Genomic DNA, 22,630 nt, shown 5'->3' on the forward strand with positions numbered 1-22,630 from the left:
CGTTCAGGCCGTGGGCGGGTGCGCCTCGGCCGAGGCAAGCTGCTGCTCCAGCCGCTGCCGGTCCGCCAGCAGCCGGCCGGCCACGAGCTTCACCACCTCGAAGCCGAATGCCGGGTTCTGGAAGTAGAGCTGGCGGAAGGTGTTCTCGTCGATCTGCAGCACGGTGCAGGGCGTGACGCAGCGCGCGGTGAGGGTGCGGCGCTTGTTGGGTGCGAAGAAGGCGATCTCGCCGAACAGGCGCCCGGAGTCCATGACTTCGCCGATCTCCACGAACTCGATCTGCCCCTCCGCGAGGAAATACAGGTGCGTGGCCTCGTCGCCCTTGTGGAAGAGCACGCCGTTCTTGCGCAGCCGCTTCTTGCGCATGTAGGGCCGCAGCCAGACGCCCGAGAGGTCGCTGGAGTCGGCCGAGGCCCGCACGCGGCGCGTGAGGCGCACCATTTCGGCCGTGCGGTAGAGGTTGATCGGCAGCATCGTGCCGTGCAGCAGCACCATGATGAACGAGGGATGCAGCGCGCCATAGATCAGGAAACCCAGGTTGCCGCCCACCGCCAGGCAGCGCAGCGGGATCATGGTCTTGACGAAGGCGCTGACGATGACCAGCGCCCCGGCAATGCCCGCCGAAACGAGTGCGACGATGCCGACGGGCGTCTCCAGCGCCTTGTAGAGCGCGGTGAGCGCGGTGTCGAGCAGTGCGATGGAGGACATGGGGCTCCTTGTGTCGGCCGGGCGAAAGCGTAGCGTATCGAGGCGGCGCCGTGAGGGTAAATCAGGGACATCCCACGCCGTGCCGGGAGCAAACTGCGTTCCCGGTCCGGTCGGACCCGGCCACCACAAAGGACAGGCACGATGAAGAACTTCGATCTGAACGCGCTGGTCGAACCCGACCGGGTCCACAAGACCGTCTACACCGATCCGGCGATCTTCGATGCCGAGATGGAGAAGATCTGGGAGCGCACCTGGGTCTACTGCGGCCACGTCTCGCAGGTGCCCAGGCCCGGCGACTACTACGCGGTGACCATCGGCCGCCAGCCGATGGTCATGGTGCGGCAGCAGGACGGCTCGGTGCGGGTGCTCTACAACCGCTGCCCGCATCGCGGCGTGCAGCTCGTGGGCAATCTCAAGGGCAACACCGGCAGCAGCATCGTGTGCTCCTACCACGCCTGGAGCTTCCATCTCGATGGCTCGGTGCGCGCGATCCCGCTCGCGCAGGGCTACGAGGGCACGCGCATGACGCGCGACAACCCGGACTGCGGCGTGAAGCCGGCGGCGCGGGTCGACAGCTACCGAGGCTTCGTCTTCGCCAGCCTCGCCCAGGACGGGCCGGCACTGATGGAATTCCTCGGCGAGGCGAAGGTCGCCTTCGACGACATGTGCGACCGCTCGCCGGTCGGCGAGGTCGAGGTGGTGCCGATCTGCCACCGCGTGATCCAGCATTCGAACTGGAAGTTCTTCATGGAGAACCAGCTCGATGCGCTGCATCCCTCGGTCACGCACCAGTCGACCGGCATCGCGGCGGGGCGCGTGGAGAAGCGGCTGAAAGCGCAGCAGGAGAAGGTGCCGCTGTACTACCACTACCTCTCGGCCTTCGCGTCGAGCTTCGAGCAGTGGAACTCGGTGCAGACCATCAACTTCCCGCACGGCCACGGCATCCTCAAGGCCTACATGGGGCTGCGCCCTCAGGACCCGGACACGCTCGCACACGAGGCGCTGCTCAAAGAGGCCTACGGCGAGCAGCGGGCGGAGGAATATCTCTCGCGCAGCATCCATCATGTGCTGGTCTATCCGTACCTCTCGGTGCAGTCGCCGCTGCAGCAGTTGCGCTGCCTGAGGCCCATCTCGCCGGACAAGACGCTCTCGGAAATCTGGCACTTCCGCCTGAAGGGGGCGCCCGAGGCGATCTACCGCCGCAGCCTCTGGTACTACAACCTCGTGAACTCGCCGGCCACGATGATCAATGCCGACGACCTCGAGAACTGGACCAAGGGCCAATGGGGACTTCAATCCAACGGCGGCGACTGGGTCAGCTTCCACCGCTACTTCGGCGACGACCGCGAGGAGGGCGGCGTGACCTATTCGAACCACGGCACCTCCGAGGCGGTGATGCGCAGCCAGTTCCGCGCCTGGTCGACCTACCTGTCGGCCGAGTGAGGAGAAGGCCATGACCGCACGCAAGACCTCCTCCGCGATTCCCGATGCCGGGCCGGACTTCGAACACCTGCTCGCCCAGGACGTGGTGATCGAGGGCGGCACCGGCGATGCGCCGACTGGTGCACAGGCGCTGGCGCCCGACCATTCGCCGCGCGCACCGCTGCCTTCGGCCACCGAGTTGCCGCGCGCCGGCCTCGTCGCCGGCAACGACCTGCAGCGCGAAGTCGAGCAGCTGCTCTACCTGCAGGCCGAGCTGCTCGACCGCAAACTCTGGCAGGCGTGGATGGACCTGTTCGACGAGCGCGGCATCTACTGGATGCCCGCCGCGCCCGAGCAGACCGAGTGGGAAGGCTCGCCCTCGATCTTCGCCGAAGACAAGCTGATGATGGAGATCCGCAAGGGCCGCGTCTCGCATCCCAATGCGTGGTCGCAGGCGCCGATGTGGGAGACCAATCACATCGTCGGCAACGTCGCGATCGAATCGGTGGACGGCGGAACCGTCCAGGTCCGTTCGCGCTTCCACATGATGGAGCTGCGCCGCGACGCGGTGCGGCACTTCGGCGGCACCTACCGGCACACGCTGGGGCGCGATGCCGGCGGCGCGCTGCGCATCGTGCTACAGCGGGTCGACCTGTTCAACGGCCAGGCGCCCTTCGACTACGTGCTGCAGATCTGGGTGTAGGGTGAGCACGCCCTGGCGCTACTTCTTCCGCCGCTCGAAGTTGTTCTTGAAGATCACGCCCGCGTAGTAGACATGCTCGCGCATGAGCTGCTCGGCACGGGCGGCATCGCGCGCCAGCACCGCCTCGACGATGCGGTGGTGGTCGCCATGCGAGCGCAGGATCACGCCGTATTCCACGTCCCACAGCACGATGCGGTCGGAGGCGTAGGGGATGTTGTGGGCCTGCTCCGCGAAGCGCCCCAGCCACGGGTTCGCGGCGGCCGCGAGCAGCGTGTTGTGCAGGTCCACGTTCATCTTCTGGTAGGGCTCGTGCTCGTCGGGATTCAGCGCGCCGCCCGAGAGGATGCGGTCGCCGGTGGCGAGGCAGTCGAGCACGATGCGCGCCTGCTCGTCGCTCAGGCCGCGCTGCGCGGCGCTGCGGCAGGCCAGCCCCTCGAGCACCGCGCGCACCTCGTAGGCGGCAAGGATGTCGTCGAGTTCGAACTCGCGCACCACGTAGCCGCGCTTGGGCTGGTGGACGATCAGGCCCTCGTTGGCCAGCGTGGCGAGCGCCGCGCGCACGGGGGTGCGTGACACCCCCAGCACCTCGCCCAGCGGAATTTCCTCGATGCGCTCCCCGGCCTGGAAACGGCCGTGAAGGATCCAGTCGCGCACCGTCTCGGTGACCTGTTGGGACAGCGTTTGCACGTCTCGTTTTCCTCCGTCTGCAGTGCCTGCAAGTATACATGCGTGCCATGAAATGGCCGATTCCAGGGTAAACCCCAGAGATTGAGGCATATCATGTATACATAATGGCCATCAAAGCGGCATTGCGCCGAGTCAAACGGAGCCACATCAAAGATGAGTCAGGACAGCAAGGAACGGCGCCTCGCGCTGGTCACCGGCGGCGGCCGTGGCATCGGCGAGGCGGTCTGCCGGCAGCTCGCCAGCCAGGGGCTGCGCGTGGTGGTGGCGGACATCGATGGCGACAACGCGGCGCGCGTCGCCCGGGAACTCGGCGCGGGCCACGCCGCGGAGACGGTGGACGTGGCCGACGAAGCCGCCGTGATCGGCCTTTTCGAGCGGGTCGAAGCCGCCCACGGCCCGGTCGCGGTGCTGGTCTGCGTGGCCGGCCTCCTGATCCTGCCGAACGGCGAGCGTCCGCTGATCAAGGACATGAGCATGGATACATGGGAGCGCAGCTTCGCGGTGAACACCCGCGGCGCCTTCCTGTGCAGCCGTGAATACCTGCGCCGCCGCGAGGCGAATCCGCTCGCGCAGGGCCGGGTGGTCTTCTTCGGTTCGGTCGCGGCCCAACTGGGCGGCTACCGCTCCAGCGCGGCCTACATCGGCGCGAAGGCGGCGGTGCACGGCTACGCGAAGGCCTTCGCGCGCGAATCGGCGCACCTTCGCATCACGGCCAACGTGATCGCGCCGGGGCTGATCGACACCGACATGCTGCGCGCCACCGTCACCAGCAGCGGCGCGCTCGCGGCGGCGGCGCAGAACATCCCCCTGGGCCGTGTCGGCCGGGTCGACGACGTGGCGGCGGCAGTGGCCTACCTCGTCTCGCCGGCGGCGGAGTACATCACCGGCAACGTCATCGACGTGAACGGCGGCTACCGCATGCAGTGAGGCCGCGCGCCGGCCCGCCATCCCTTTGCAAATCGAATCACAGCCCACAGGACCCACAGGAGACAACATGAAATTCCTTCGCACCTTCGCCGCCGCCGCCTGCGTGCTGGCCCTTTGCGCCGCGCACGCCCAGGGCGAGCCCGGCGTGACCGACAAGACCATCAGGATCGGCCTGTTCGGCCCCTTGTCCGGCAACTCGATGGCCTATGGCTTCGACGTGATGAACGCGGCCAAGATGTACTACGACAAGGTCAACAAGGAAGGCGGCGTCAACGGCCGCAAGATCGAGCTCGTGGTCGAGGACGACCGCTGCAACGCCAACGACCTGCTGGCCGCGGTCAAGAAGCTCACCGAGCAGGACAAGGTGTTCGCGCTCAACGGCGGCTCTTGTTCTGCGGCGGTGGTCGGTGCGCGCGAGTACGTCGAGCGCGAGCAGATCCCCTTCGTGATGCTCAACGCCTCGGGCGACGGCGCGCTGTATCCGCCGTCGAAGTACATCTACGGCGCGTTCTCGATCTCGCAGCGTGCGGTGGGCGGCTCGATGGTGCAGTTCGCGGCCGAGCACCTCAAGGGCAAGAAGATCGGCTACATCAACCACGACGACGCCTACGGCGGCTGGAACCTCGAGGCCGCGCAGTTCCAGGCCAAGAAGCTCGGCGTCGACCTGCAGGTGCAGTCGATCAACCCGAACCTCACCGACGTCACGGCGCCGATGCTCAAGATCCGCGCTGCCAACCCGGACGTGCTGCTCATCACCACCTATGCGCGCCCGGTCGGCCTGCTGGTGAAGAAGGCGCAGGAGCTGGGCTGGAACAAGCCGATCGTGATCGGCGTCAACGGTACCGCCGACCTCAGGCAGCTGGTGGAGAACGTCGGCAACAAGGAAGCCTTCAAGAACGTCTACATCCAGGAAGTGCTGGCCGACGTGCCCGGTGGCCCGAAGCTCAAGTGGGTCTACGACATGTACAAGAGCTACTACCCCGAGCTGGCCGCCAAGCCCGGCTATCCGCAGACCTACATGCCCTATGGCATCCCGCCCGCGATGGTGGTGGTCGATGCGCTGAAGGCGGCCGGCCCGCAGCTGACGCGCGAGAAGTTCCTCACCGCGCTCGCGCAGACGAAGATCGACACCGGCGTGATGGCCGGACCGATCGTGCTCACCGCGGCGGACCATGCGGGCCAGAAGTCGGCGATCTACCTGAAGTTCGACGGCGAGAACAAGACGCTGGTGCCCGGCACCTACGCCAGCCAGTGGACCTACCAGCAGCCCAAGTGAGCGGCGGGCGGCCGGCGGCCGCTCGCGTGTGAACCATGACTCTCTCTGACATCTGGCTCTTCCTGCAGCAGGGCGTGTTGTCGGGCCTGGTCACGGGCAGCGTGTACGCGCTGCTGGCCATCGCCATCGTGGCGGTGTTCAAGACCACCGACGTGCCGAACTTCGCGCAGGGCGAGATCTTCATGGCCGGCGGCTACATCGCGCTGATGCTGCTGGCGGCGAATCTCTCGTATGCGCTGGTGATCCCGCTGACGCTGGTTGCGGTCGCTGCGCTGGCGGCGCTGTTCCAGCGCGTGGTGATGGAGCGCGTCACGCAATCGAAGGGCGTCGGCGTGCAGTTCGTGATCGCCACGCTCGGCCTCGCCTATGCGCTCAAGGGGCTGGTGCGCCAGACCGGCCTCGGCGATACGCCGCGCTCGCTGCCCTCGCTCTTTCCGAGCGACCCGGTGCTGATCGGCGACGCCGCGCTGACCTGGCTGGACATCGCGATCTTCGCGACCTCGGTCGTGACGATGCTGCTGATCTACCTGATGTTCAACAAGACCCGCATCGGCAAGGCGATGCGGGCGGTCGGCATGAACCCGCGCGCGGCGCAGATCGTGGGCATCCGGCTCTCGCGCATCCGCATGATGGTGTGGGCGCTGTCGGGGCTGATCTCGGCGCTCGCTGCGCTGCTCATCACGCCCAAGATCCTGATCACGCCGGACATCGCGCACATCGCGATCCTGGCCTACGCCGCGGCGATCGTCGGCGGCTTCAACAGCCTGCCGGGCGCGGTGCTCGGCGGCCTCATCGTCGGCGTGATCGAGAACCTCGTGGGGCTCTTCATCTCCACCAACGCGATCGTGGTCGCGCCCTTCCTCGCGATCCTGGTCACGCTCATCGCCCGTCCGCAAGGGATCCTCGGCGGCGCATTGCAGGTCAAGAAGGTATGAAGTCCATGAATCCCGACCGCTGGGCCCTGCTGCTCGGCGCCGTGGTCCTGCTGGTGTTGCCGTTCACCGTGTCGGGCTACGTGCTCTACATCGCGAACCTGCTGATGGTGTTCGTCGTGCTCTCGCTGGGCATGCACGTGGTGATCGGCGAGGCGGGACAGTTCGCGCTCTCGCACACCGCGTTCTACGGCATCGGCATCTACACGGCCGGCCTCATCAATGCCGCGTGGCATCCGCCGTTCATCGTCTCGATCATCGCGGGCGGCGTCCTGTCGGCGCTGCTCGGCTACATCATCGGCCTGCTGGCGCTGCGCATGCGCGACATCTATCTTGCGCTCGCGACCTTCGCCTTCGGCGAGGCGATGCAGTGGGTGTTCCTCAACTGGGAGAACGTCACCGGCGGATCGAACGGCATGCGCATGCAGCCGGCCGAGCTGTTCGGCTACAAGCTCACGAACGACCTCCAGGCTTACCCCTTCGTCGTGCTCATTGCGGCGCTGATGCTCTGGGCCACGGTGGCGCTGTCGCGCTCGCAGTACGGCGCGTCGCTGCGCGCGGTGCGCGAAAGCGACGTCGCCGCGATGGCGATGGGCATCGACGTCAAGGCGATGAAGCAGAGCGCGTTCGCGGTCTCGGCGGCCTTCGCGGGCATCGCGGGCGGCATGTACACGCTGTTCGTCTCGTTCATCCATCCCGAGAGCCTGGGCTTCCAGACCACGATCCTCGTGCTCACGATGGTGGTGGTCGGCGGCATCGGCTCGGTGCGCGGCGCGGTTGCCGGCGCGATCGTCTTCGGGCTGATCTCCGAACTGCTGCGGCAGGCGCTCTCGATCCAGGAAATCATCTACGGCGTGATCCTCATGGGCTTCATGATGTTCAAGCCGCGCGGGCTGTTCGCGGACCGTTCGCGGCGTGCACCGGCCGCTGCGCCGCCTGTCCAGCAGCCCGCCGTGCGGAGGACCGCGCAATGAGCCAGACGCCCTTTCTCGACGTCTCGGGCATCACGGTCAAGTTCGGTGGCCTCACCGCGGTCAGCGACCTCTCGTTCCAGGTCCGGCGCGGCAGCATCCACGCGCTGATCGGGCCGAACGGCGCGGGCAAATCGACCACCTTCAACTGCATCTCGCGCTACTACCAGCCGAATTCGGGCCGCATCCATCTCGACGGGCAGGACGTGTCGAACCACCGTCCGGCGCAGATGGCCGGCCTCGGCGTCGCGCGCACCTTCCAGAACCTCGAACTGTTCGGCGAGCTGAGCGTGTGGGAGAACGTGCTGCTCGGCTGCCATGCGCACAGCGCCAACACGCTGGGCAAGCTGCTGCGCCGGCCGGACGGCCAGACGCGCGACCTGGTCGACAGCCTGATCGAGCGCGTCGGCCTCACGCACGACCGCATGACCCGCGCGAAGGAGCTCGACTTCGGCCACCAGAAGCTGCTGGAGATTGCACGCGCGCTCGCGCTCAAGCCGCGCCTGCTGCTGCTCGACGAGCCGGCCGCCGGTCTGCGCAATGCCGACATCGAGCACCTCGACAAGCTCCTGACCGAACTGTCGCGGCGCGACGGCATCACCGTGCTGCTGGTCGAGCACGTGATGCAGCTCGTGATGTCCATTTCCGATCGCATCACCGTGATGTCCTTCGGCCAGAAGCTCGCGGAAGGCACGCCGCAGGAGATCGGCCAGGACCCGAGGGTCATCGAAGCCTACCTGGGCAAGGGAGCCGCCCGTGTCTGACAACCTGCTCGAACTGCGGGGCGTGAGCGCCTCGTATGGCGCCATCCAGGCGCTTTCCAATGTCTCGCTCGCGGTGCCCCAGGGCGGCATCGTCGCGCTCCTGGGCAGCAACGGCGCGGGCAAGAGCACCACGCTCAACGCGATCTCGCGCCTCGTCGAGGCGCGCGGCGAGGTGCTGTTCGAAGGCCAGTCGATCGCGCGGCTGCATTCCGACCAGATCGTCGCCAAGGGGCTGGTGCAGGTGCCCGAAGGCCGGCAGGTCTTCAAGGACATGAGCGTCGAGGAGAACCTCGAGCTCGGCGCCTACCTGCGCGGCAACCGGCGCGAGGCGGCCGAGGACTTCGAGCAGGTCTACGCGATGTTCCCGCGCCTGAAGGAGCGGCGCGAGCAGAAGGCCTCCACGCTCTCGGGCGGCGAGCAGCAGATGCTCGCCATCGGCCGCGCGCTGATGGCGCGTCCGCGCATGATCATGTTCGACGAGCCCTCGATGGGCCTGTCGCCGCTCTTGGTGGAGCAGATCTTCGAGGCGATCCGGAAGCTCAACCGCGAACGCGGCCTGACCATCCTCCTGGTCGAGCAGGACGTGCGGCTCGCGCTCGCGGTGGCCGACTACGCCTACATCCTCGAGAACGGCGAGATCAGCGTGCAAGGGCCATCGAAGCAACTGATGGATGACCCCGCAGTCCGCCGCGCCTACCTCGGCGTCTGAATCCCCTTCCTCACAGAGAAACCCCATGGAACTGCTGAAAGACAAGCTGGCGCTGGTCACCGGCGCCGGCGGCGGGCTGGGCGGCGCGATCGCCGCCGGCTTCGCGCGCGAAGGTGCGCGGGTGATCGTGGCCGACATCCAGCTGGAAAGCGCGACGCGCACGGCCGATGCGATCACCGCCGCGGGCGGCGAGGCTTGGCCGCTCGCGATCGACGTGACCGAGCGCGCGGCCGTGCGCGCCTTCGCGGCGCAGGTGGGCGAGCGCTTCGGCGCGATCGACATCCTGGTGAACAACGCCGGCATCTCGGCACGCTCGCGCATCGACGACGAACAGGCGCCCGAGGTGTGGGACCGGCTGATCGACGTGAACCTGCAGGGCCTGTTCAACGTCACGCATGCCTTCGTGCCCCAGCTCAAGGAGACGCGCGGCTGCATCGTCAACCTGTCGTCGATCGTCGCCTTCGTCAGCGGCATCTCGTCGGCGGGCTACATCGCATCGAAGGGCGCGGTGCGCTCGCTGACGCAGGCGCTGGCGCGCGATCTCGCGCCTTTCGGCGTGCGCACCAATGCGGTGGCGCCGGGGCTGATGCTGACCGAGATGGTCGCGCCGCAACTCGCGGTGCCCGGCGGCACCGACTGGTACATGCACCGCGTGCCGATGGCGCGCGGCGGCGAGGTCGAGGAGATCGTCGGGCCGGTGGTGTTCCTCTGTTCGCCGATGGCCAGCTATGTGAACGGTGTGGTGCTGCCGGTGGATGGCGGCTTCCTGTCGGCCTGAGGAGCGCAAAACATGAGCAAACCGATTGCCTTGATCACCGGTGGCGCGAGCGGCATGGGCCTCGCGATCGTCGAGCGCCTCGCGCGCGACGGCTTCGATGCGGTGATGGTGGACCGCGATGCGGCACTCGCGCAGCGCGAGACCGCGCGCCTCGCGGGCATGGGGCTCAGCGTGCGCTGCCAGGTGCTCGACCTCACCGACGAAGACGCGGTGCGCGCGCTGGTGCGCTCGCTGCCGCCGGTGAGCGCGCTGGTCAACAACGCCGGCATCTTCGACGAGCGCAAGTTCCTCGAAGTGAGCAATGCCGACTTCCGCCGCGCCTACGAAGTCAACCTGATCGCGGCCGCGACGCTCACGCAGGAGGTCGCGAAGACCATGGCCGATGGCGGCCGCATCGTGAACATCGCCTCGCGCGCCTACCTCGGCGCGAAGAACCATCCGCACTACGTGGCCTCGAAGGCAGCGATCGTCGGCTACACACGCGCCAGCGCGATGGAACTGGCGCCGCGCGGCATCCTCGTCAACGCGATCGCGCCGGGGCTGATCGACACGCCGATCCTGCGCGCGCTCACGCCCGAGCGGCTGGCGGCGCAGCTCGCGCTGCAGCCCACGAGCAAGGCCGGCCGTCCCGAGGACATCGCGCAGGCCGTCTCCTTCCTGGTCTCGCCGCAGACCGGCTTCATCACCGGGCAGGTGCTGTTCGTCGACGGCGGCAAATCGCTGGGCGGGTCGGGCGCATGACGGACTGGAGCGAGACCTACGACCTCGTCGTGATCGGCGCCGGCACCGGCGGCATGGCCGCTGCGCTCGCCGCGAGCTTCGCGGGACGCAGCGTGCTGCTGGTCGAGAAGACCGATCGCATGGGCGGCTCCACCGCGATCTCGGGCGGTGCGGTCTGGGCGCCGCTCAATGCTCAGACGGCCCAGGTCGGCCACCCCGATACGCACGAGAAAGTCACGACCTACCTGCGCAACACGGTCGGCGATGCCTCGCCGGTCGCGATGCAGCAGGCCTTCCTGCGGCATTGCGCGGAGGCGGTCGACTTCTTCGAGAAGAACACGCATGTGAAGCTGCTCGCGCGCAGCTATTCGCCCGACTACTACCCGGACCGCGAAGGCGCGGCGCTGGGCGGGCGCTCGCTCGATCCGCTGATGTTCGACGGCCGCCTGCTCGGCAAGGAGGCCTTCCGCGAACTGCGCGATCCGCTGCCCGAGTTCATGGTGCTCGGCGGGATGATGATCACGATGACCGACGCCAAGCATCTGCTCGCGGTCACGAAGTCGTTCGCCTCGTGGCGCGAGGGCATGAAGCTGGTGCTGCGCTTCTTCGGCGACCGGCTCTCGGGCTACCACCGGGGGACGCGGCTGGTGCTCGGCAATGCACTGGCGGCGCGGCTGTTCCGCAGCGTGCTCGATCGCAAGATTCCCTACTGGCTCAACACGCCGCTGCAGCGCATCCATGTCGAGAATGGCCGCGCCACGGGCGTCGCGGTGCTGCGGGGCGGCAAGCCGGTGAACGTGCAGGCGCGCTGCGGCGTGGTCGTCGCGACCGGCGGCTTTCCGTGGAACGAGGCGCTGCGCAAGCAGACCTATCCGCAGCCCACCGGGCCGTGGTCGATGTCGCCCGCGGGCAACCGGGGCGATGGCATCGTGATCGCGATGCAGGCTGGCGCGGCGCTCGGCACCGGGCATGCGAGCCCGGCCTTCTGGGCGCCGGTGTCGATCCTCGAGAAGCCCGACGGCACGCAGGTGCGCTATCCGCATCTGGTGTGGGACCGCGCGAAGCCTGGCCTGATGGCGGTCAACGCGGCGGGCAAGCGCTTCGTCAACGAATCCACCTCGTACCACGAGTTCGTGCTGGCGATGTACCGCTCGAACCAGACCGTGCCGACGCTGCCGGCCTTCCTCGTGTGCGACCACGACTTCATCGAACGCTGGGGCCTGGGCCTCGCGCTGCCGGGCGGACGGCCGCGCGAGCATCTGGTGCGCGCGGGCTATCTCCACAAGGCCGGCACGCTGGACCAGCTGGCCGCGCAGTTGAAAATCGACGCGAAGGGGCTCGCGCAATCGGCGCAGCGCTTCAACCAGTTCGCGGACACGGGCGTGGACGAGGACTTCGGCAAGGGCGGCACCGCCTACAACCAGTACCTCGGCGATCCCGACCACCGACCCAATGCCTGCCTCGGCCCGCTTGGCAACGGGCCGTTCTACGCGGTGAAGGTCTACGCGGGCGACATCGGCACCGCGTGCGCCATCGCCTGCAACGAGAATGCGCAGGCGCTGGACACCAGCGGCCAGCCCATCCCGGGCCTCTACATGGCCGGCAACGACATGCATTCGGTGATGGGCGGCCAGTATCCGGCGCCGGGCATCACGCTCGGGCCCGCGCTCACCTTCGGCTGGGTCGCAGGAAGGCATGCGGCGGGCGCGGCGCTCTGAATCCGTTCACGGCAAATCTGGAGCTTCATCATGCAGATCTACTTTTCTCCCACCTCGCCCTACGTGCGCAAGTGCCTCGTCGCCGCGCATGAACTCGGCCTCGACGGTCGCGTGCGGCTGCTGCCGTCCAACGCCAACCCGGTCACGCGCGACCGCGAGATCATCGCGAAGAACCCGCTGGGCAAGGTGCCGACCTTCATCACCGACGATGGGCTCGTGCTCTACGACAGCCGCGTGATCTGCGAGTACCTCGACGACCTCGCGAAGGGGAGCCTGTTCCCCGCCGCCGGCGCGGACCGCTGGCGCGCGCTGACGCTGCAGTCGCTCGGCGACGGCATCCTCGACGCCGCGCTGCTCGCGCGCTACGAGGACGTCGCGCGGCCCGAGGAACTGCGCTGGGCCGACTGGCGCGCGGGCCAGCTCGACAAGGCAACGACCTCGCTCGATCATCTCGAAGCCGAACCGGCGCTCCTCGGCGGCCCGCTCCACATCGGGCTCATCGCGGTCGCCTGCGCGCTCTGGTACCTGGACCTGCGCTTCCCCGACTTCGACTGGCGCGCGGCACGGCCGAAGGTCGCCGCGTGGTACGAGGAAGCGCGCAAGCGTCCTTCGCTGGGCGCGAGCTGGTCGCTTTGATCCTTTGAGACAAGGGAGGCGTTCGCCTCCCTCGCGTGCGTTGCCGCCGGCGCGACACGCAACGCGCATAAGATCGGGCCCCGTCGCATGCCGACGCACAACCCGAGGAGCCGCGTCCAAGATGGATCACCGATTCCAAACCTTCGTGTATGGCACCGCCATTGCGCTGATGATCGGGTGGGTGTTCTACGTCGGGCGCGACGTCTTCGTGCCGATCATGTTCAGCGTCTTCGTGGTGTACGTGATCCTCGGCATCGCGCGGCTGATCCGGAGCATCCCGGTGGTGGGGGCGAAGCTGCCGCAGTGGGTCATCTCGCTACTGTCGGTGTTCATCATCGCCTTCGGCCTGTGCCTGGTGGTCTACACCCTCATCGCCAACAAGGACAGCGTGATCGCGCAGGCGCCGCGCTACCAGGAGTCGCTGCTCGCCGCGGTGCAGAAGGTGGCGGTGTGGCTGCGCTTCGAATCCGAGCCCACCTGGACCACGCTGCGGCGCGACCTGTTCGCGCAGGTGAGCATCCAGCGCATCGTCGGTTCGGCCTTGTCATCGGTGTCGTCGCTGGTGGCCAGCGTGGTGGTGGTGGCGCTGTATGCGTGCTTCCTGCTGGTCGAACGAGGCCACCTGGAGGCCAAGATCAACGCGATCGCGCAGAGCCCGCAGCATGCGCAGCGCATCAGGCAGGTGATCGCCGACATCAACGCGCGGGTCGGCGCCTATCTGGCGCTCAAGACGCTGCTGGGTGTGCTGCTCGGCGCGCTGAGCTGGGTGATCATGCGCATCATGGGGCTGGAGTTCGCGCCGTTCTGGGCCGTGGTGATCGCGCTCTTGAACTACGTGCCCTACATCGGCTCGGTGCTGAGCGTGCTGCTGCCCGGCGCGATGGCGATGGCGCAGTTCGGCGACGCCAACCATGTGCTGTCGATCATGCTGTGGCTCACGGTGGTGCAGTTCGCGATCGGCAACTTCCTCGACCCCTACATCATGGGGAACTCGCTGAACCTCAGTCCCTTCGCGATCCTCGTGAGCCTCGCGGTGTGGGTGGCGCTGTGGGGCGTGGCGGGCGCGTTCCTCGCGGTGCCGATCACGGCGATGCTCACCATCATCTTCTCGGAGTTCCCGGGCACGCGGCCGGTGGCGGTGCTGCTGTCGCAAAGCGGAAGGCCCTAGCACTCTTCTTCGTTCGCGTTGCACGCAGAGCGGGCCGCGTGTTAAATGCGGCGCGTCGGGTGGTGTCGCAAGACCCGAGGAGGCAGTCGAGATGATCGAAACCCGTATGGCACGCCGCCGCGTCGCGCGCTTGCCGTGGCGGCCTGCCATGCAGGTCTTCATCCTGACGTCGGTGTTGTTTGCGAACGCGGTCTTCGCTGCCGATCCCGACATTGCGCGTGCACGGCAACTCGTGCGCGAGGGCAAGTACCAGGACGCCTATGGCCTGCTCTCGCCGTTCGAGAGCACCCGTGCGGGCGATGCCGAATTCAGCTACCTCATGGGCCGTGCCGCGCTCGGCACGCAGCAGCCCGGGAAGGCCAAGGCGCTGTTCCAGCGCAGTCTTGCCGCGCGCCCCGACTTCGTCGCCGCGCACCTGGGCCTCGGCCGCTCGTACTTTGCGCTCGGCGAATACGCGGAGGCGAAGATCGAGTTCGAGACCGTGCTGCGTTTCGAGAACCTGCCGCCCGACGTGCGCTCGCAGGCCCAGGTCTACGACCAGGCGGCGCGGCAGACACTCGACGACGACAAGCCGTTGTCGGGCTTCGGCTATGCGGAGACGGGCATCGGCCAGTACCGCGTGAACGAGACGGTCGGCACCAACGCGCTGGGCGGCGGCGACCGCCGCGACACCTTCTACAACGCGCGCGCCGGTGGCGGCTTCAACTACGCGCTGCAGAACGGCTATGCGATCGACGGCACGCTGGATCTGCGCTACCGCCATTACGACAACTCGGACAGCCGCAGCGATCAGGACCTGCGCTGGCGGCTCGCGGGCAGCAAGGCATTCGGCGAGAACAACCTCTCGGCGGGCTTCAGGGGCCGCACCAGCTACCGCGGCGACGGCAACTACCGCAACGACGTCTCGATCTTCGCCGACTTGCGGATGCGCTACGACCCGGACAACCAGTTCAGCTTCGGTGGCGACATCCGCCGCCGCAGATATCCCGAGGGCCGCGAGCGCGCGTTGAGCCGCACCACTGCGCTGGTGTCGGCCGGCTGGGTGAATTCGTTCATGGACGGCGTGGGCAGCTTCTCGCTCACCGGCCATGCCGGGCGCAACTACGCGACCAGCCGGCCCGATGGCGATTCCAACGTGTTCGGCGCCACTGCCGCGCTCGACTTCACGGTGAACAAGACCCTGAGCTGGGGCGGCTTCGCGTGGTGGGAGCGCGACTTCTACGCCTCGGACAACATCCACTTTCATCCGGACACAGTCGACAACACCGTGTTTCTGCGCCGGCGCGACAACCTCTACGAAGCCGGTGCCTACCTGGTGTGGGAATTCGTGCCCACCTGGACCCTCAGGCCCGAACTGCTGTGGATCCGCGACCAGAGCAATGCGATCGGCTTCAACTACAGCTCGACCGAGTTCTGGGTCAACGTGCGCAAGAGTTTTTAGGGCGCTTCGAGTCATCGAAAGGCCGATTCATCTCGATCTCGTGCTCGCTTGACAAGCTTTCAGCCGGGTCTGATGCTGATCCGCGAATGTCGCCCGCTGCGCCATTCACCACAACGACGGAGCGAGGATCGGATGGCTTCCACAGAGCAAAAGATGTCCCGCATGCAGCTCACCGCGATGGTGGTGGGCGGGATGGTGGGCGCAGGGATCTTCTCGCTGCCGCGCACCTTCGCGGCTGCGACCGGACCGTTGGGCGCGGTCATCGCGTGGATCGTCGCGGGCACCGGCATGTACATGCTGGCGCGCGTCTTCCAGTCCCTGGCCGAGCGCAAGCCCGAGCTCGACGCCGGCGTCTTCGCCTATGCCAAGGCCGGCTTCGGCGACTACCCGGGCTTTCTCTCGGCCTTCGGCTACTGGATCAGCAGCTGCATCGGCAACGTCTCCTACTGGGTGCTCATCAAGTCCACGCTGGGGGCGTTCTTCCCCGTCTTCGGCGACGGCAACACCGTGGTGGCCATCGTCGTGGCCTCCATCGGCATCTGGCTGTTTCACTTCATGATCCTCAAGGGCGTGCAGCAGGCGGCCTTCATCAACACGATCGTCACCTTCGCCAAGATCATCCCGATCCTGGTGTTCATCGTCATCCTGGCCTTCGCCTTCAGGGGCGAGCTGTTCGAGGCCAACCTCTACGGGGGCGACCTCACGGGCGGCATCTTCGAGCAGGTGCGCGCCACCATGCTGGTGACGGTCTTCGTCTTCATCGGCATCGAGGGCGCCAGCGTCTATTCGCGCTATGCGAAGGAGCGCTCGGACGTGGGCCGGGCCACCATCATGGGCTTCATCGGCGTCACCGGCCTGATGGTGCTGGTGACGATGCTGCCCTATGCGGTGCTGCAGCGCGCGGACATCGCCGGCATGCGCCAGCCCTCGATGGCCGCGGTGCTCGAAGCGGTGGTGGGCCACTGGGGCGCGGTGTTCGTGAGCCTGGGGCTGATCGTCTCGGTGCTGGGGGCGTACCTGGCCTGGTCGCTGATCTGCGCCGAAGTGATGTTCACCGCCGCCCGGACCCGCGACATGCCGGCCGTCTTCGCGCGCGAGAACGCCAACCGGGTGCCGGCCAATGCGCTGTGGCTGACCAACGCCATCGTGCAGCTGATCGTCATCACGACCTACTGGTCGCGCGACGCCTTCGCGCTGATGCTGAACCTCACGAGCGCGATGTCGCTGATTCCGTATCTCTTCGTGGCCGCCTACGGCTTCCTGCTGTCCAAGCGCGGCGAGAGCTACCAGGTGCGCCCGCAGGAGCGCGGGCGCGACCTCGTCATCGCGGCGCTGGCGATCATCTACACCGTCTTCATGATCTGGGCGGGCGGCCTCAAGTTCATCCTGCTGGCCGCCGTGCTGTATGCACCGGGCACGGTCCTTTACATCTGGGCGCGGCGCGAGCAGGGCAAGCCGGTGTTCGCAGCGATCGACTGGGTCATCCTCATCGTCGTCGTCATCGGTGCGCTCGTGGGCCTCTTCGGCCTCGCCACGGGCGCCATCACCATCTGAACAGGAGACACACCATGGCCAAGGCAAGTGCGAGTGCGACCAGCAAGACCAGGACGAGCGAGTTCGGCGTCCACTCCGAAGTCGGGCAACTGCGCAAGGTCATGGTGTGCGCCCCCGGGCGTGCCCATCAGCGACTGACGCCGAGCAACTGCGACGAACTGCTCTTCGACGACGTGCTGTGGGTCGAGAACGCCAAGCGCGACCACTTCGACTTCGTCACCAAGATGCGCGACCGCGGCGTGGAAGTCGTCGAGATGCACAACCTGCTTGCCGAGACGGTGGCCGTGCCCGAGGGCAAGAAGTGGATCCTCGACAACCAGGTGGTGCCCAACCAGGTGGGCCTGGGCTTCATCGACGAGCTGCGCAGCTACCTCGAAGGGCTGAGCCATCGCGACCTCGCCGAGACGCTGATCGGCGGCCTTTCGACCCATGACTTCCCCGAGGCCCATGGCGGTCAGGCGCTCAAGGTCGCGAAGGAGGCCGCGGGCGGCACCGAGTACCTGCTGCCGCCGCTGCCCAACACGCTCTACACGCGCGACACCACCTGCTGGATCTACGGCGGCGTGACGCTCAATCCGCTCTACTGGCCCGCGCGGCACGAGGAAACCATCCTCACCACCTCGATCTACCGCTTCCATCCCGACTTCGCCGGCAAGGTCAACGTCTGGTGGGGCGATCCGACGCAGGACCATGGCCTGGCCACGCTGGAGGGCGGCGACGTGATGCCGATCGGCAAGGGCGTCGTCCTCATCGGCATGAGCGAGCGCACCTCGCGCCAGGCGATCAGCCAGCTCGCCGCCACGCTCTTCGAGAAGGGCGCTGCAGAGCGCGTGATCGTCGCGGCGATGCCCAAGATCCGTGCCGCGATGCACCTGGACACGGTGTTCACCTTCGCCGACCGCGACTGCGTGCTGCTCGCGCCGGACTTCATGAACAAGACCAGCACCTTCTCGTACTACCCGAGCGAGCACGCGAGCGGGGTCGAGCTGCGCAATGAGAACAAGCCCTTCGTCGACGTGGTCACGCAAGCGCTGGGCCTGAAGAAGATGCGCGTCGTGGAAGCCGGCGGCAGCGACTACCAGCGCGAGCGCACCCAGTGGGACAGCGGCGCGAACCTGGTCTGCGCATCGCCGGGCGTGGTCTATGCGTATGACCGCAACACCTACACCAACACGCTGCTGCGCAAGCACGGCATCGAGGTGATCACCATCGTGGGCGCCGAGCTCGGCCGGGGCCGCGGCGGTGGCCACTGCATGACCTGCCCGATCGTGCGCGACCCCGTGGACTACTGAGTCGTCAATCCAACCGACGAGAGAGGACGGGTGCCCGTGCCTGAAAAAAATGTGAGCCATTCCAGGGTCCTGTCCCGGGCCACGGCGCTCGTCGCGCTGGCCGCAGCCGTCTCGCTGTCGGCCTGCAGGCGCGCGGACGAGGCGCCGGTGGCGGAGATCCGTCCGGTGCGCGTGATGAAGATCGAGACGCGCGCGATCGGCGACACGGTCACGCTGACCGGCAACGTGCAGGCGCAGACCGAGATCAACCAGTCGTTCCGCATCGACGGGCGCTTGATCGAACGCAGCGTCGAGATCGGCGACCGGGTGAAGCAGGGCCAGTTGCTGGCCCGGCTCGATCCCCTGAACGAAGAGACGGCGCTGCAATCGGCGCGCGCGCAACTGGCGGCGGCGCAGGCGCAGAACATCGAGGCCCGCACCAACCACACGCGGCTGCGTGATCTGCTGGCCGAGAACGCGGTGTCGCGCGCCTCGTTCGACCAGGCCGACTCGCTGTTGAAGGTCACGCAGTCGCAGGTCGAGACCGCGCAGTCGCAGGTGACGCTGGCGCAGAACCGCCTCAACTACACGCGCCTCAATGCCGACGTGTCCGGCGTGGTCACGGCGCGCGGGCCGGAGCCCGGCGAAGTGGTGCAGGCGGGCCGCATGGTGGTGCAGGTGGCGCGCGAAGGCGCGCGCGACGCGGTGTTCGACGTGCCGGCGCAGGTCAAGAACAGTGCGCCGTCCAATCCCGACATCAGCGTCTCGCTCACCGACGACCCGAAGGTCACCGCACGGGGGCAGGTGCGCGAGGTGTCGCCGCGCGCCGATCCGGTGACGGGCACCTTCAGCGTGCGGGTGCGGCTCATCGACGCGCCCGCGGCGATCCGGCTCGGCTCCACCGTGACCGGGCGCATGAAGCTCGACAGCTCGCCGGCCATCGACATTCCCGCGTCGGCGCTCAACCGCGCGGGCAACAGCGCCTCGGTGTGGGTGGTCGATCCGAAGAGCGGCGTCGTCGCGGCGCGCCCGATCGAGGTGCGCGCCTTCGACGCGGCGCGCGTCCAGGTCACTGCCGGCCTGTCGCCCGGCGACCTGGTCGTGACGGCGGGCGTGCAGGCGCTGCGCCCCGGCCAGAAGGTCCGCATCCTCGAGGCCGCGCAGTGATCGGGCCGAACCTGTCGGAATGGGCGCTGTCCAAGCGCTCGCTGGTGCTGTTCCTGATGATCATCTCGGTGGTCGCCGGGGCCCTGTCTTTCCTGCGCCTCGGGCGTGCCGAAGATCCGGCCTTCACCTTCCGCACCATGGTCGTCGCGGCCGGCTGGCCCGGTGCGACCGTCGACGAAACGCTGCAGCAGGTCGCCGAGCGCCTGGAGCGCACGCTGCAGGAGACGCGCCATCTCGACCGCGTCCGCAGCTACACGGTGGCGGGCCAGACCACGATCTTCGTCGACCTCAAGCAGTCCACGCCGCCGGGCGAGATCCCCGACATCTGGTACCAGGTGCGCAAGAACGTCGGCGACATGCGGCAGACCCTGCCGCAGGGCGTGGTCGGCCCGTTCTTCAACGACGACTTCGGCGACACCTTCGGGATCATCTACGCCTTTACCGCCGACGGCTTCAACTTCCGCGAGCTGCGCGACCATGTCGAGGCCGCGCGCTCGCGGCTGCTGCAGGTGCCGGACGTGTCGAAGATCGAGGTGCTCGGCGCGCAGGACGAGCAGATCCTCATCGAGTTCTCCACCGAGCGCCTCGCCGGCCTGCGGCTGGATTACCCGAGCATCGTCAACGCGCTGCAGGCGCAGAACGTGATCCGCCCCGCGGGCACGATACAGACCGAGCAGGAGCGCGTCTTCATGCGCGTGAGCGGCGCCTTCGATTCCGAGCACGACATCGAGGCGGTCACCCTGGTGCTGGGCAACCGCATGCTCCGGCTCGGCGACATCGCCAGCGTGCGGCGCGGCTTCGTCGATCCGCCGCAGCCGATGTTCCGCGTCAACGGCAAGCCGGCCATCGGTCTCGCGATCGCGATGCGCGAGGCGGGCGACATCCTCGCTCTCGGCGCCAACATCAAGAAGGAGATGGCCGACTTCACCGCCAACCTGCCGCACGGCATCGAGCCGACGCTGGTGGCCGACCAGGCGGTGACGGTCGATGTCGCGATCAACGACTTCATGTCCTCGCTCTGGCAGGCGATCATCATCATCCTGGCGTGCAGCTTCGTGAGCCTGGGCGTGCGGCCCGGCATGGTGGTGGCGCTGTCGATCCCGCTCACGCTGGCGATCGTGTTCGCGCTGATGGACATGCTGCACATCGACCTGCACCGCATCTCGCTCGGCGCGCTGATCATCGCGCTCACCTTGCTGGTGGACGACGCGATGACCACGGTCGACGCGATGATCAACCGGCTCGCGGCCGGCGACACCAAGGACCAGGCCGCGACCTTCGCCTACAGGACGCTGGCCGCGCCGATGCTGATCGGCACCCTGGTCACCATCTCCAGTTTCGTGCCGATCGGCTTCGCGCGCAGCTCGGCGGGCGAATACACCTTCTCGATCTTCAGCGTGGTGGCGCTGGCGCTCCTGGTGTCGTGGCTCGGCGCGGTGGTCTTCTCGCCGCTGGTGGGCAAGGCGATCCTGAAGGCGCCCAAGGCCGATGCGCCGGCCGCCAAGCCGAGCAAGGTGACGGCGGTGTACGGCCGCTTCCTCGAAGGCGCGATCCGCGCGAAGTGGGTCACTTTCGCGGTGACGATCGCGGCCTTCGTGGCGACGCTCTTCCTGGTGCGCTTCGTGCCGCAGCAGTTCTTCCCGGCCTCCGACCGGCCCGAGCTCACGGTCGACATGACGCTGCGCCAGAACGCATCGATCCACGCGACCGAGGCGCAGGCCGAGCGGCTGGAGCAGTTCCTCAGGAGCGATCCGGACGTCGACCACTTCAGCACCTACGTGGGCCGCGGCGCGATCCGCTTCATCCTCACGCTGAACGTGCAGCTCGCGAATCCGTTCTTCACGCAGTTCGTCATCGTCGCGAAGGACGTGCAGGCCCGCGACCGCCTGCACCAGAAGCTCGAGCAGGTGCTTGCCGAGCAGTTCCCCGACGTGGTCGCACGCGTATCGCCGCTCGAACTCGGCCCGCCGGTCGGATGGCCGCTGCAGTACCGCGTGAGCGGCCCCGACGCGAACGAGGTGCGCAGGTACTCGCTCGACCTCGCGGGCGTTCTCGGATCGGATTCGCGTGTGCGGCACGTCAACTTCGACTGGATGGAGCCTGCGCGGCAGGTCAAGATCCGCATCAACCAGGAGGAGGCGCGGCAGCTCGGCGTCAGTTCCGCGGCACTGGCGGCCATCCTCAACTCGGCGATCACCGGGTCGGTGGTGACGCAGGTGCGCGACGACATCTATCTCGTCAACGTCGTCGCCCGCGCCACCGAGCAGCAGCGCGTGTCGTTCCAGAGCCTGAGCTCGCTGGCGGTGCCCACGCCGGCCGGCCGCATGGTGCCGCTCGCCCAGTTCGCGACCTTCGACGAGGAACAGGAGCTGCCGCTCGTCTGGCGTCGCAACCGGGTGCCGACGCTCACGGTGCGCGCGGACGTGACCCATGGCGTGCTGCCGGACACGGTGGTGGTCGCGCTGGCCGACCGCATCAAGGAGTTCAACGCCAAGCTGCCCAGGGGCTACAAGGTCGAGACCGGCGGCCTGTTCGAGGAAAGCGCGGCATCGAGCGCCTCGGTGTTCGCGGTGGTGCCGCTGATGATCGTGCTGATGCTGCTGTGCGTGATGGTGCTGCTCGTGAGCTTCAGGCGGCTGGCCATGGTGGTGGTGATCCTGCCGCTGGGGCTGATCGGCGTGGTGCTGTCGCTGCTCATCTTCAACCGGCCGCTGGGCTTCGTCGCGATCCTCGGCATCCTGGCGCTGATCGGGATGATCGCGAAGAACGCGGTGATCCTGGTCGTGCAGATCGAGACCTACCGCGCCGAGGGCCAGAGCGTGCTCGACGCGGTGATGATGTCGGGCACCTCGCGGCTGCGGCCGATGATCCTGACCTCGATCTCCACCGTGCTGGGCCTGATCCCGATCGCGCCCACCGTGTTCTGGGGCTCGATGGCCTTCGCGATCATGGGCGGCCTGCTGGTGGCGACGCTGCTGACGCTGGTGCTGCTGCCCACGATGTACGTCGCGGTGTTCGGCAAGGAAGACCAGGCCCGGCGCGCCGAGGGCGTGCGGCCGGCGGTCGACGCGGCCTGAG

20 protein-coding genes are annotated in these 22,630 nt (G+C 67.7%); 18 read left to right on the forward strand and 2 right to left on the reverse strand.

The features are described from left to right. Nucleotides 1–3: 3 nt before the first annotated feature. Nucleotides 4–708: a Crp/Fnr family transcriptional regulator gene (locus VAR608DRAFT_RS20620; RefSeq protein ID WP_088955750.1), complete on the reverse strand. Its 705-nt coding sequence runs from the start codon at nucleotides 706–708 to the stop codon at nucleotides 4–6. A 141-nt stretch (nucleotides 709–849) separates the two neighbouring features. Between VAR608DRAFT_RS20620 and VAR608DRAFT_RS20625 the strand changes: the two genes are divergently transcribed. Beyond that, nucleotides 850–2,151: an aromatic ring-hydroxylating oxygenase subunit alpha gene (locus VAR608DRAFT_RS20625; RefSeq protein WP_088955751.1), complete on the forward strand. Its 1,302-nt coding sequence runs from the start codon at nucleotides 850–852 to the stop codon at nucleotides 2,149–2,151. A 10-nt stretch (nucleotides 2,152–2,161) separates the two neighbouring features. Continuing rightward, nucleotides 2,162–2,833, forward strand: coding sequence for an aromatic-ring-hydroxylating dioxygenase subunit beta (locus VAR608DRAFT_RS20630; protein ID WP_088955752.1), 672 nt, complete (start codon nucleotides 2,162–2,164; stop codon nucleotides 2,831–2,833). Nucleotides 2,834–2,851: 18 nt separating this feature from the next. On the opposite strand, the gene VAR608DRAFT_RS20635 is transcribed toward VAR608DRAFT_RS20630, so the two are convergent. After that, nucleotides 2,852–3,520: a GntR family transcriptional regulator gene (locus tag VAR608DRAFT_RS20635; protein WP_088955753.1), complete on the reverse strand. Its 669-nt coding sequence runs from the start codon at nucleotides 3,518–3,520 to the stop codon at nucleotides 2,852–2,854. A 153-nt stretch (nucleotides 3,521–3,673) separates the two neighbouring features. Here VAR608DRAFT_RS20635 and VAR608DRAFT_RS20640 point away from each other — a divergent pair, with 153 nt between their 5' ends. The 16 genes from VAR608DRAFT_RS20640 to VAR608DRAFT_RS20715 all read left to right on the forward strand — a co-directional run bounded on the left by VAR608DRAFT_RS20640 (nucleotide 3,674) and on the right by VAR608DRAFT_RS20715 (nucleotide 22,629). Beyond that, on the forward strand, nucleotides 3,674–4,447 hold the full coding sequence (locus VAR608DRAFT_RS20640) for an SDR family NAD(P)-dependent oxidoreductase (RefSeq protein ID WP_088955754.1): 774 nt from the start codon (nucleotides 3,674–3,676) through the stop codon (nucleotides 4,445–4,447). Nucleotides 4,448–4,514: 67 nt separating this feature from the next. Then, complete coding sequence (locus tag VAR608DRAFT_RS20645; RefSeq protein ID WP_088955755.1) at nucleotides 4,515–5,723, forward strand: ABC transporter substrate-binding protein; 1,209 nt, start codon at nucleotides 4,515–4,517, stop codon at nucleotides 5,721–5,723. Nucleotides 5,724–5,758: 35 nt separating this feature from the next. Then, the gene (locus VAR608DRAFT_RS20650; protein WP_088955756.1) at nucleotides 5,759–6,658 is read left to right on the forward strand and encodes a branched-chain amino acid ABC transporter permease; all 900 of its coding nucleotides are present in this window, start codon (nucleotides 5,759–5,761) and stop codon (nucleotides 6,656–6,658) included. Next, complete coding sequence (locus tag VAR608DRAFT_RS20655; protein ID WP_088955757.1) at nucleotides 6,655–7,629, forward strand: branched-chain amino acid ABC transporter permease; 975 nt, start codon at nucleotides 6,655–6,657, stop codon at nucleotides 7,627–7,629. Before VAR608DRAFT_RS20650 ends, VAR608DRAFT_RS20655 begins: the two co-directional genes overlap by 4 nt. After that, nucleotides 7,626–8,390: an ABC transporter ATP-binding protein gene (locus VAR608DRAFT_RS20660; protein ID WP_088955758.1), complete on the forward strand. Its 765-nt coding sequence runs from the start codon at nucleotides 7,626–7,628 to the stop codon at nucleotides 8,388–8,390. The genes VAR608DRAFT_RS20655 and VAR608DRAFT_RS20660 overlap by 4 nt, the downstream gene beginning before the upstream one ends. Beyond that, nucleotides 8,383–9,099 carry an ABC transporter ATP-binding protein gene (locus tag VAR608DRAFT_RS20665; protein ID WP_172843884.1) on the forward strand — a complete coding sequence of 239 codons (717 nt, stop codon included), beginning with the start codon at nucleotides 8,383–8,385 and terminating at the stop codon, nucleotides 9,097–9,099. Before VAR608DRAFT_RS20660 ends, VAR608DRAFT_RS20665 begins: the two co-directional genes overlap by 8 nt. 25 nt (nucleotides 9,100–9,124) lie before the next feature. Next, on the forward strand, nucleotides 9,125–9,877 hold the full coding sequence (locus VAR608DRAFT_RS20670) for an SDR family NAD(P)-dependent oxidoreductase (RefSeq protein WP_088955759.1): 753 nt from the start codon (nucleotides 9,125–9,127) through the stop codon (nucleotides 9,875–9,877). Nucleotides 9,878–9,889: 12 nt separating this feature from the next. Then, nucleotides 9,890–10,618: an SDR family NAD(P)-dependent oxidoreductase gene (locus VAR608DRAFT_RS20675; protein WP_088955760.1), complete on the forward strand. Its 729-nt coding sequence runs from the start codon at nucleotides 9,890–9,892 to the stop codon at nucleotides 10,616–10,618. Continuing rightward, nucleotides 10,615–12,315: an FAD-dependent oxidoreductase gene (locus VAR608DRAFT_RS20680; protein ID WP_088955761.1), complete on the forward strand. Its 1,701-nt coding sequence runs from the start codon at nucleotides 10,615–10,617 to the stop codon at nucleotides 12,313–12,315. The genes VAR608DRAFT_RS20675 and VAR608DRAFT_RS20680 overlap by 4 nt, the downstream gene beginning before the upstream one ends. 30 nt (nucleotides 12,316–12,345) lie before the next feature. Continuing rightward, nucleotides 12,346–12,951, forward strand: a complete 606-nt coding sequence (locus VAR608DRAFT_RS20685) for a glutathione S-transferase (protein ID WP_088955762.1) — start codon at nucleotides 12,346–12,348, stop codon at nucleotides 12,949–12,951. 121 nt (nucleotides 12,952–13,072) lie between these two features. Next, the gene (locus VAR608DRAFT_RS20690) at nucleotides 13,073–14,119 is read left to right on the forward strand and encodes an AI-2E family transporter (protein WP_088955763.1); all 1,047 of its coding nucleotides are present in this window, start codon (nucleotides 13,073–13,075) and stop codon (nucleotides 14,117–14,119) included. 91 nt (nucleotides 14,120–14,210) lie between these two features. Further along, nucleotides 14,211–15,560 carry a tetratricopeptide repeat protein gene (locus tag VAR608DRAFT_RS20695; protein ID WP_088955764.1) on the forward strand — a complete coding sequence of 450 codons (1,350 nt, stop codon included), beginning with the start codon at nucleotides 14,211–14,213 and terminating at the stop codon, nucleotides 15,558–15,560. Nucleotides 15,561–15,692: 132 nt separating this feature from the next. Beyond that, nucleotides 15,693–17,114: a basic amino acid/polyamine antiporter gene (locus VAR608DRAFT_RS20700; protein WP_088955765.1), complete on the forward strand. Its 1,422-nt coding sequence runs from the start codon at nucleotides 15,693–15,695 to the stop codon at nucleotides 17,112–17,114. Nucleotides 17,115–17,215: 101 nt separating this feature from the next. Beyond that, a complete protein-coding gene (locus tag VAR608DRAFT_RS20705; protein ID WP_443082961.1) occupies nucleotides 17,216–18,406 on the forward strand; it encodes an arginine deiminase in 1,191 nt (396 codons plus the stop codon). 51 nt (nucleotides 18,407–18,457) lie between these two features. Further along, entirely contained in the window at nucleotides 18,458–19,552 is a 1,095-nt protein-coding gene (locus VAR608DRAFT_RS20710) for an efflux RND transporter periplasmic adaptor subunit (RefSeq protein ID WP_197700400.1), read from the forward strand. Beyond that, the gene (locus VAR608DRAFT_RS20715; RefSeq protein WP_088955767.1) at nucleotides 19,549–22,629 is read left to right on the forward strand and encodes an efflux RND transporter permease subunit; all 3,081 of its coding nucleotides are present in this window, start codon (nucleotides 19,549–19,551) and stop codon (nucleotides 22,627–22,629) included. Before VAR608DRAFT_RS20710 ends, VAR608DRAFT_RS20715 begins: the two co-directional genes overlap by 4 nt. The last annotated feature ends 1 nt before the right edge of the window (nucleotide 22,630 follow it).

Source organism: Variovorax sp. HW608, from assembly GCF_900090195.1.
GTDB lineage: Bacteria > Pseudomonadota > Gammaproteobacteria > Burkholderiales > Burkholderiaceae_C > Variovorax.

Excerpts from the sequence above, each read along its gene's own strand:
- VAR608DRAFT_RS20620 (WP_088955750.1), bottom strand. The coding sequence starts at position 708 with ATGTCCTCCATCGCACTGCTCGACACCGCGCTCACCGCGCTCTACAAG.
- VAR608DRAFT_RS20625 (WP_088955751.1), top strand. The coding sequence starts at position 850 with ATGAAGAACTTCGATCTGAACGCGCTGGTCGAACCCGACCGGGTCCAC.
- VAR608DRAFT_RS20630 (WP_088955752.1), top strand. The coding sequence starts at position 2,162 with ATGACCGCACGCAAGACCTCCTCCGCGATTCCCGATGCCGGGCCGGAC.
- VAR608DRAFT_RS20640 (WP_088955754.1), top strand. The coding sequence starts at position 3,674 with ATGAGTCAGGACAGCAAGGAACGGCGCCTCGCGCTGGTCACCGGCGGC.
- VAR608DRAFT_RS20645 (WP_088955755.1), top strand. The coding sequence starts at position 4,515 with ATGAAATTCCTTCGCACCTTCGCCGCCGCCGCCTGCGTGCTGGCCCTT.
- VAR608DRAFT_RS20650 (WP_088955756.1), top strand. The coding sequence starts at position 5,759 with ATGACTCTCTCTGACATCTGGCTCTTCCTGCAGCAGGGCGTGTTGTCG.
- VAR608DRAFT_RS20655 (WP_088955757.1), top strand. The coding sequence starts at position 6,655 with ATGAAGTCCATGAATCCCGACCGCTGGGCCCTGCTGCTCGGCGCCGTG.
- VAR608DRAFT_RS20660 (WP_088955758.1), top strand. The coding sequence starts at position 7,626 with ATGAGCCAGACGCCCTTTCTCGACGTCTCGGGCATCACGGTCAAGTTC.
- VAR608DRAFT_RS20670 (WP_088955759.1), top strand. The coding sequence starts at position 9,125 with ATGGAACTGCTGAAAGACAAGCTGGCGCTGGTCACCGGCGCCGGCGGC.
- VAR608DRAFT_RS20675 (WP_088955760.1), top strand. The coding sequence starts at position 9,890 with ATGAGCAAACCGATTGCCTTGATCACCGGTGGCGCGAGCGGCATGGGC.
- VAR608DRAFT_RS20680 (WP_088955761.1), top strand. The coding sequence starts at position 10,615 with ATGACGGACTGGAGCGAGACCTACGACCTCGTCGTGATCGGCGCCGGC.
- VAR608DRAFT_RS20685 (WP_088955762.1), top strand. The coding sequence starts at position 12,346 with ATGCAGATCTACTTTTCTCCCACCTCGCCCTACGTGCGCAAGTGCCTC.
- VAR608DRAFT_RS20690 (WP_088955763.1), top strand. The coding sequence starts at position 13,073 with ATGGATCACCGATTCCAAACCTTCGTGTATGGCACCGCCATTGCGCTG.
- VAR608DRAFT_RS20695 (WP_088955764.1), top strand. The coding sequence starts at position 14,211 with ATGATCGAAACCCGTATGGCACGCCGCCGCGTCGCGCGCTTGCCGTGG.
- VAR608DRAFT_RS20700 (WP_088955765.1), top strand. The coding sequence starts at position 15,693 with ATGGCTTCCACAGAGCAAAAGATGTCCCGCATGCAGCTCACCGCGATG.
- VAR608DRAFT_RS20705 (WP_443082961.1), top strand. The coding sequence starts at position 17,216 with ATGGTGTGCGCCCCCGGGCGTGCCCATCAGCGACTGACGCCGAGCAAC.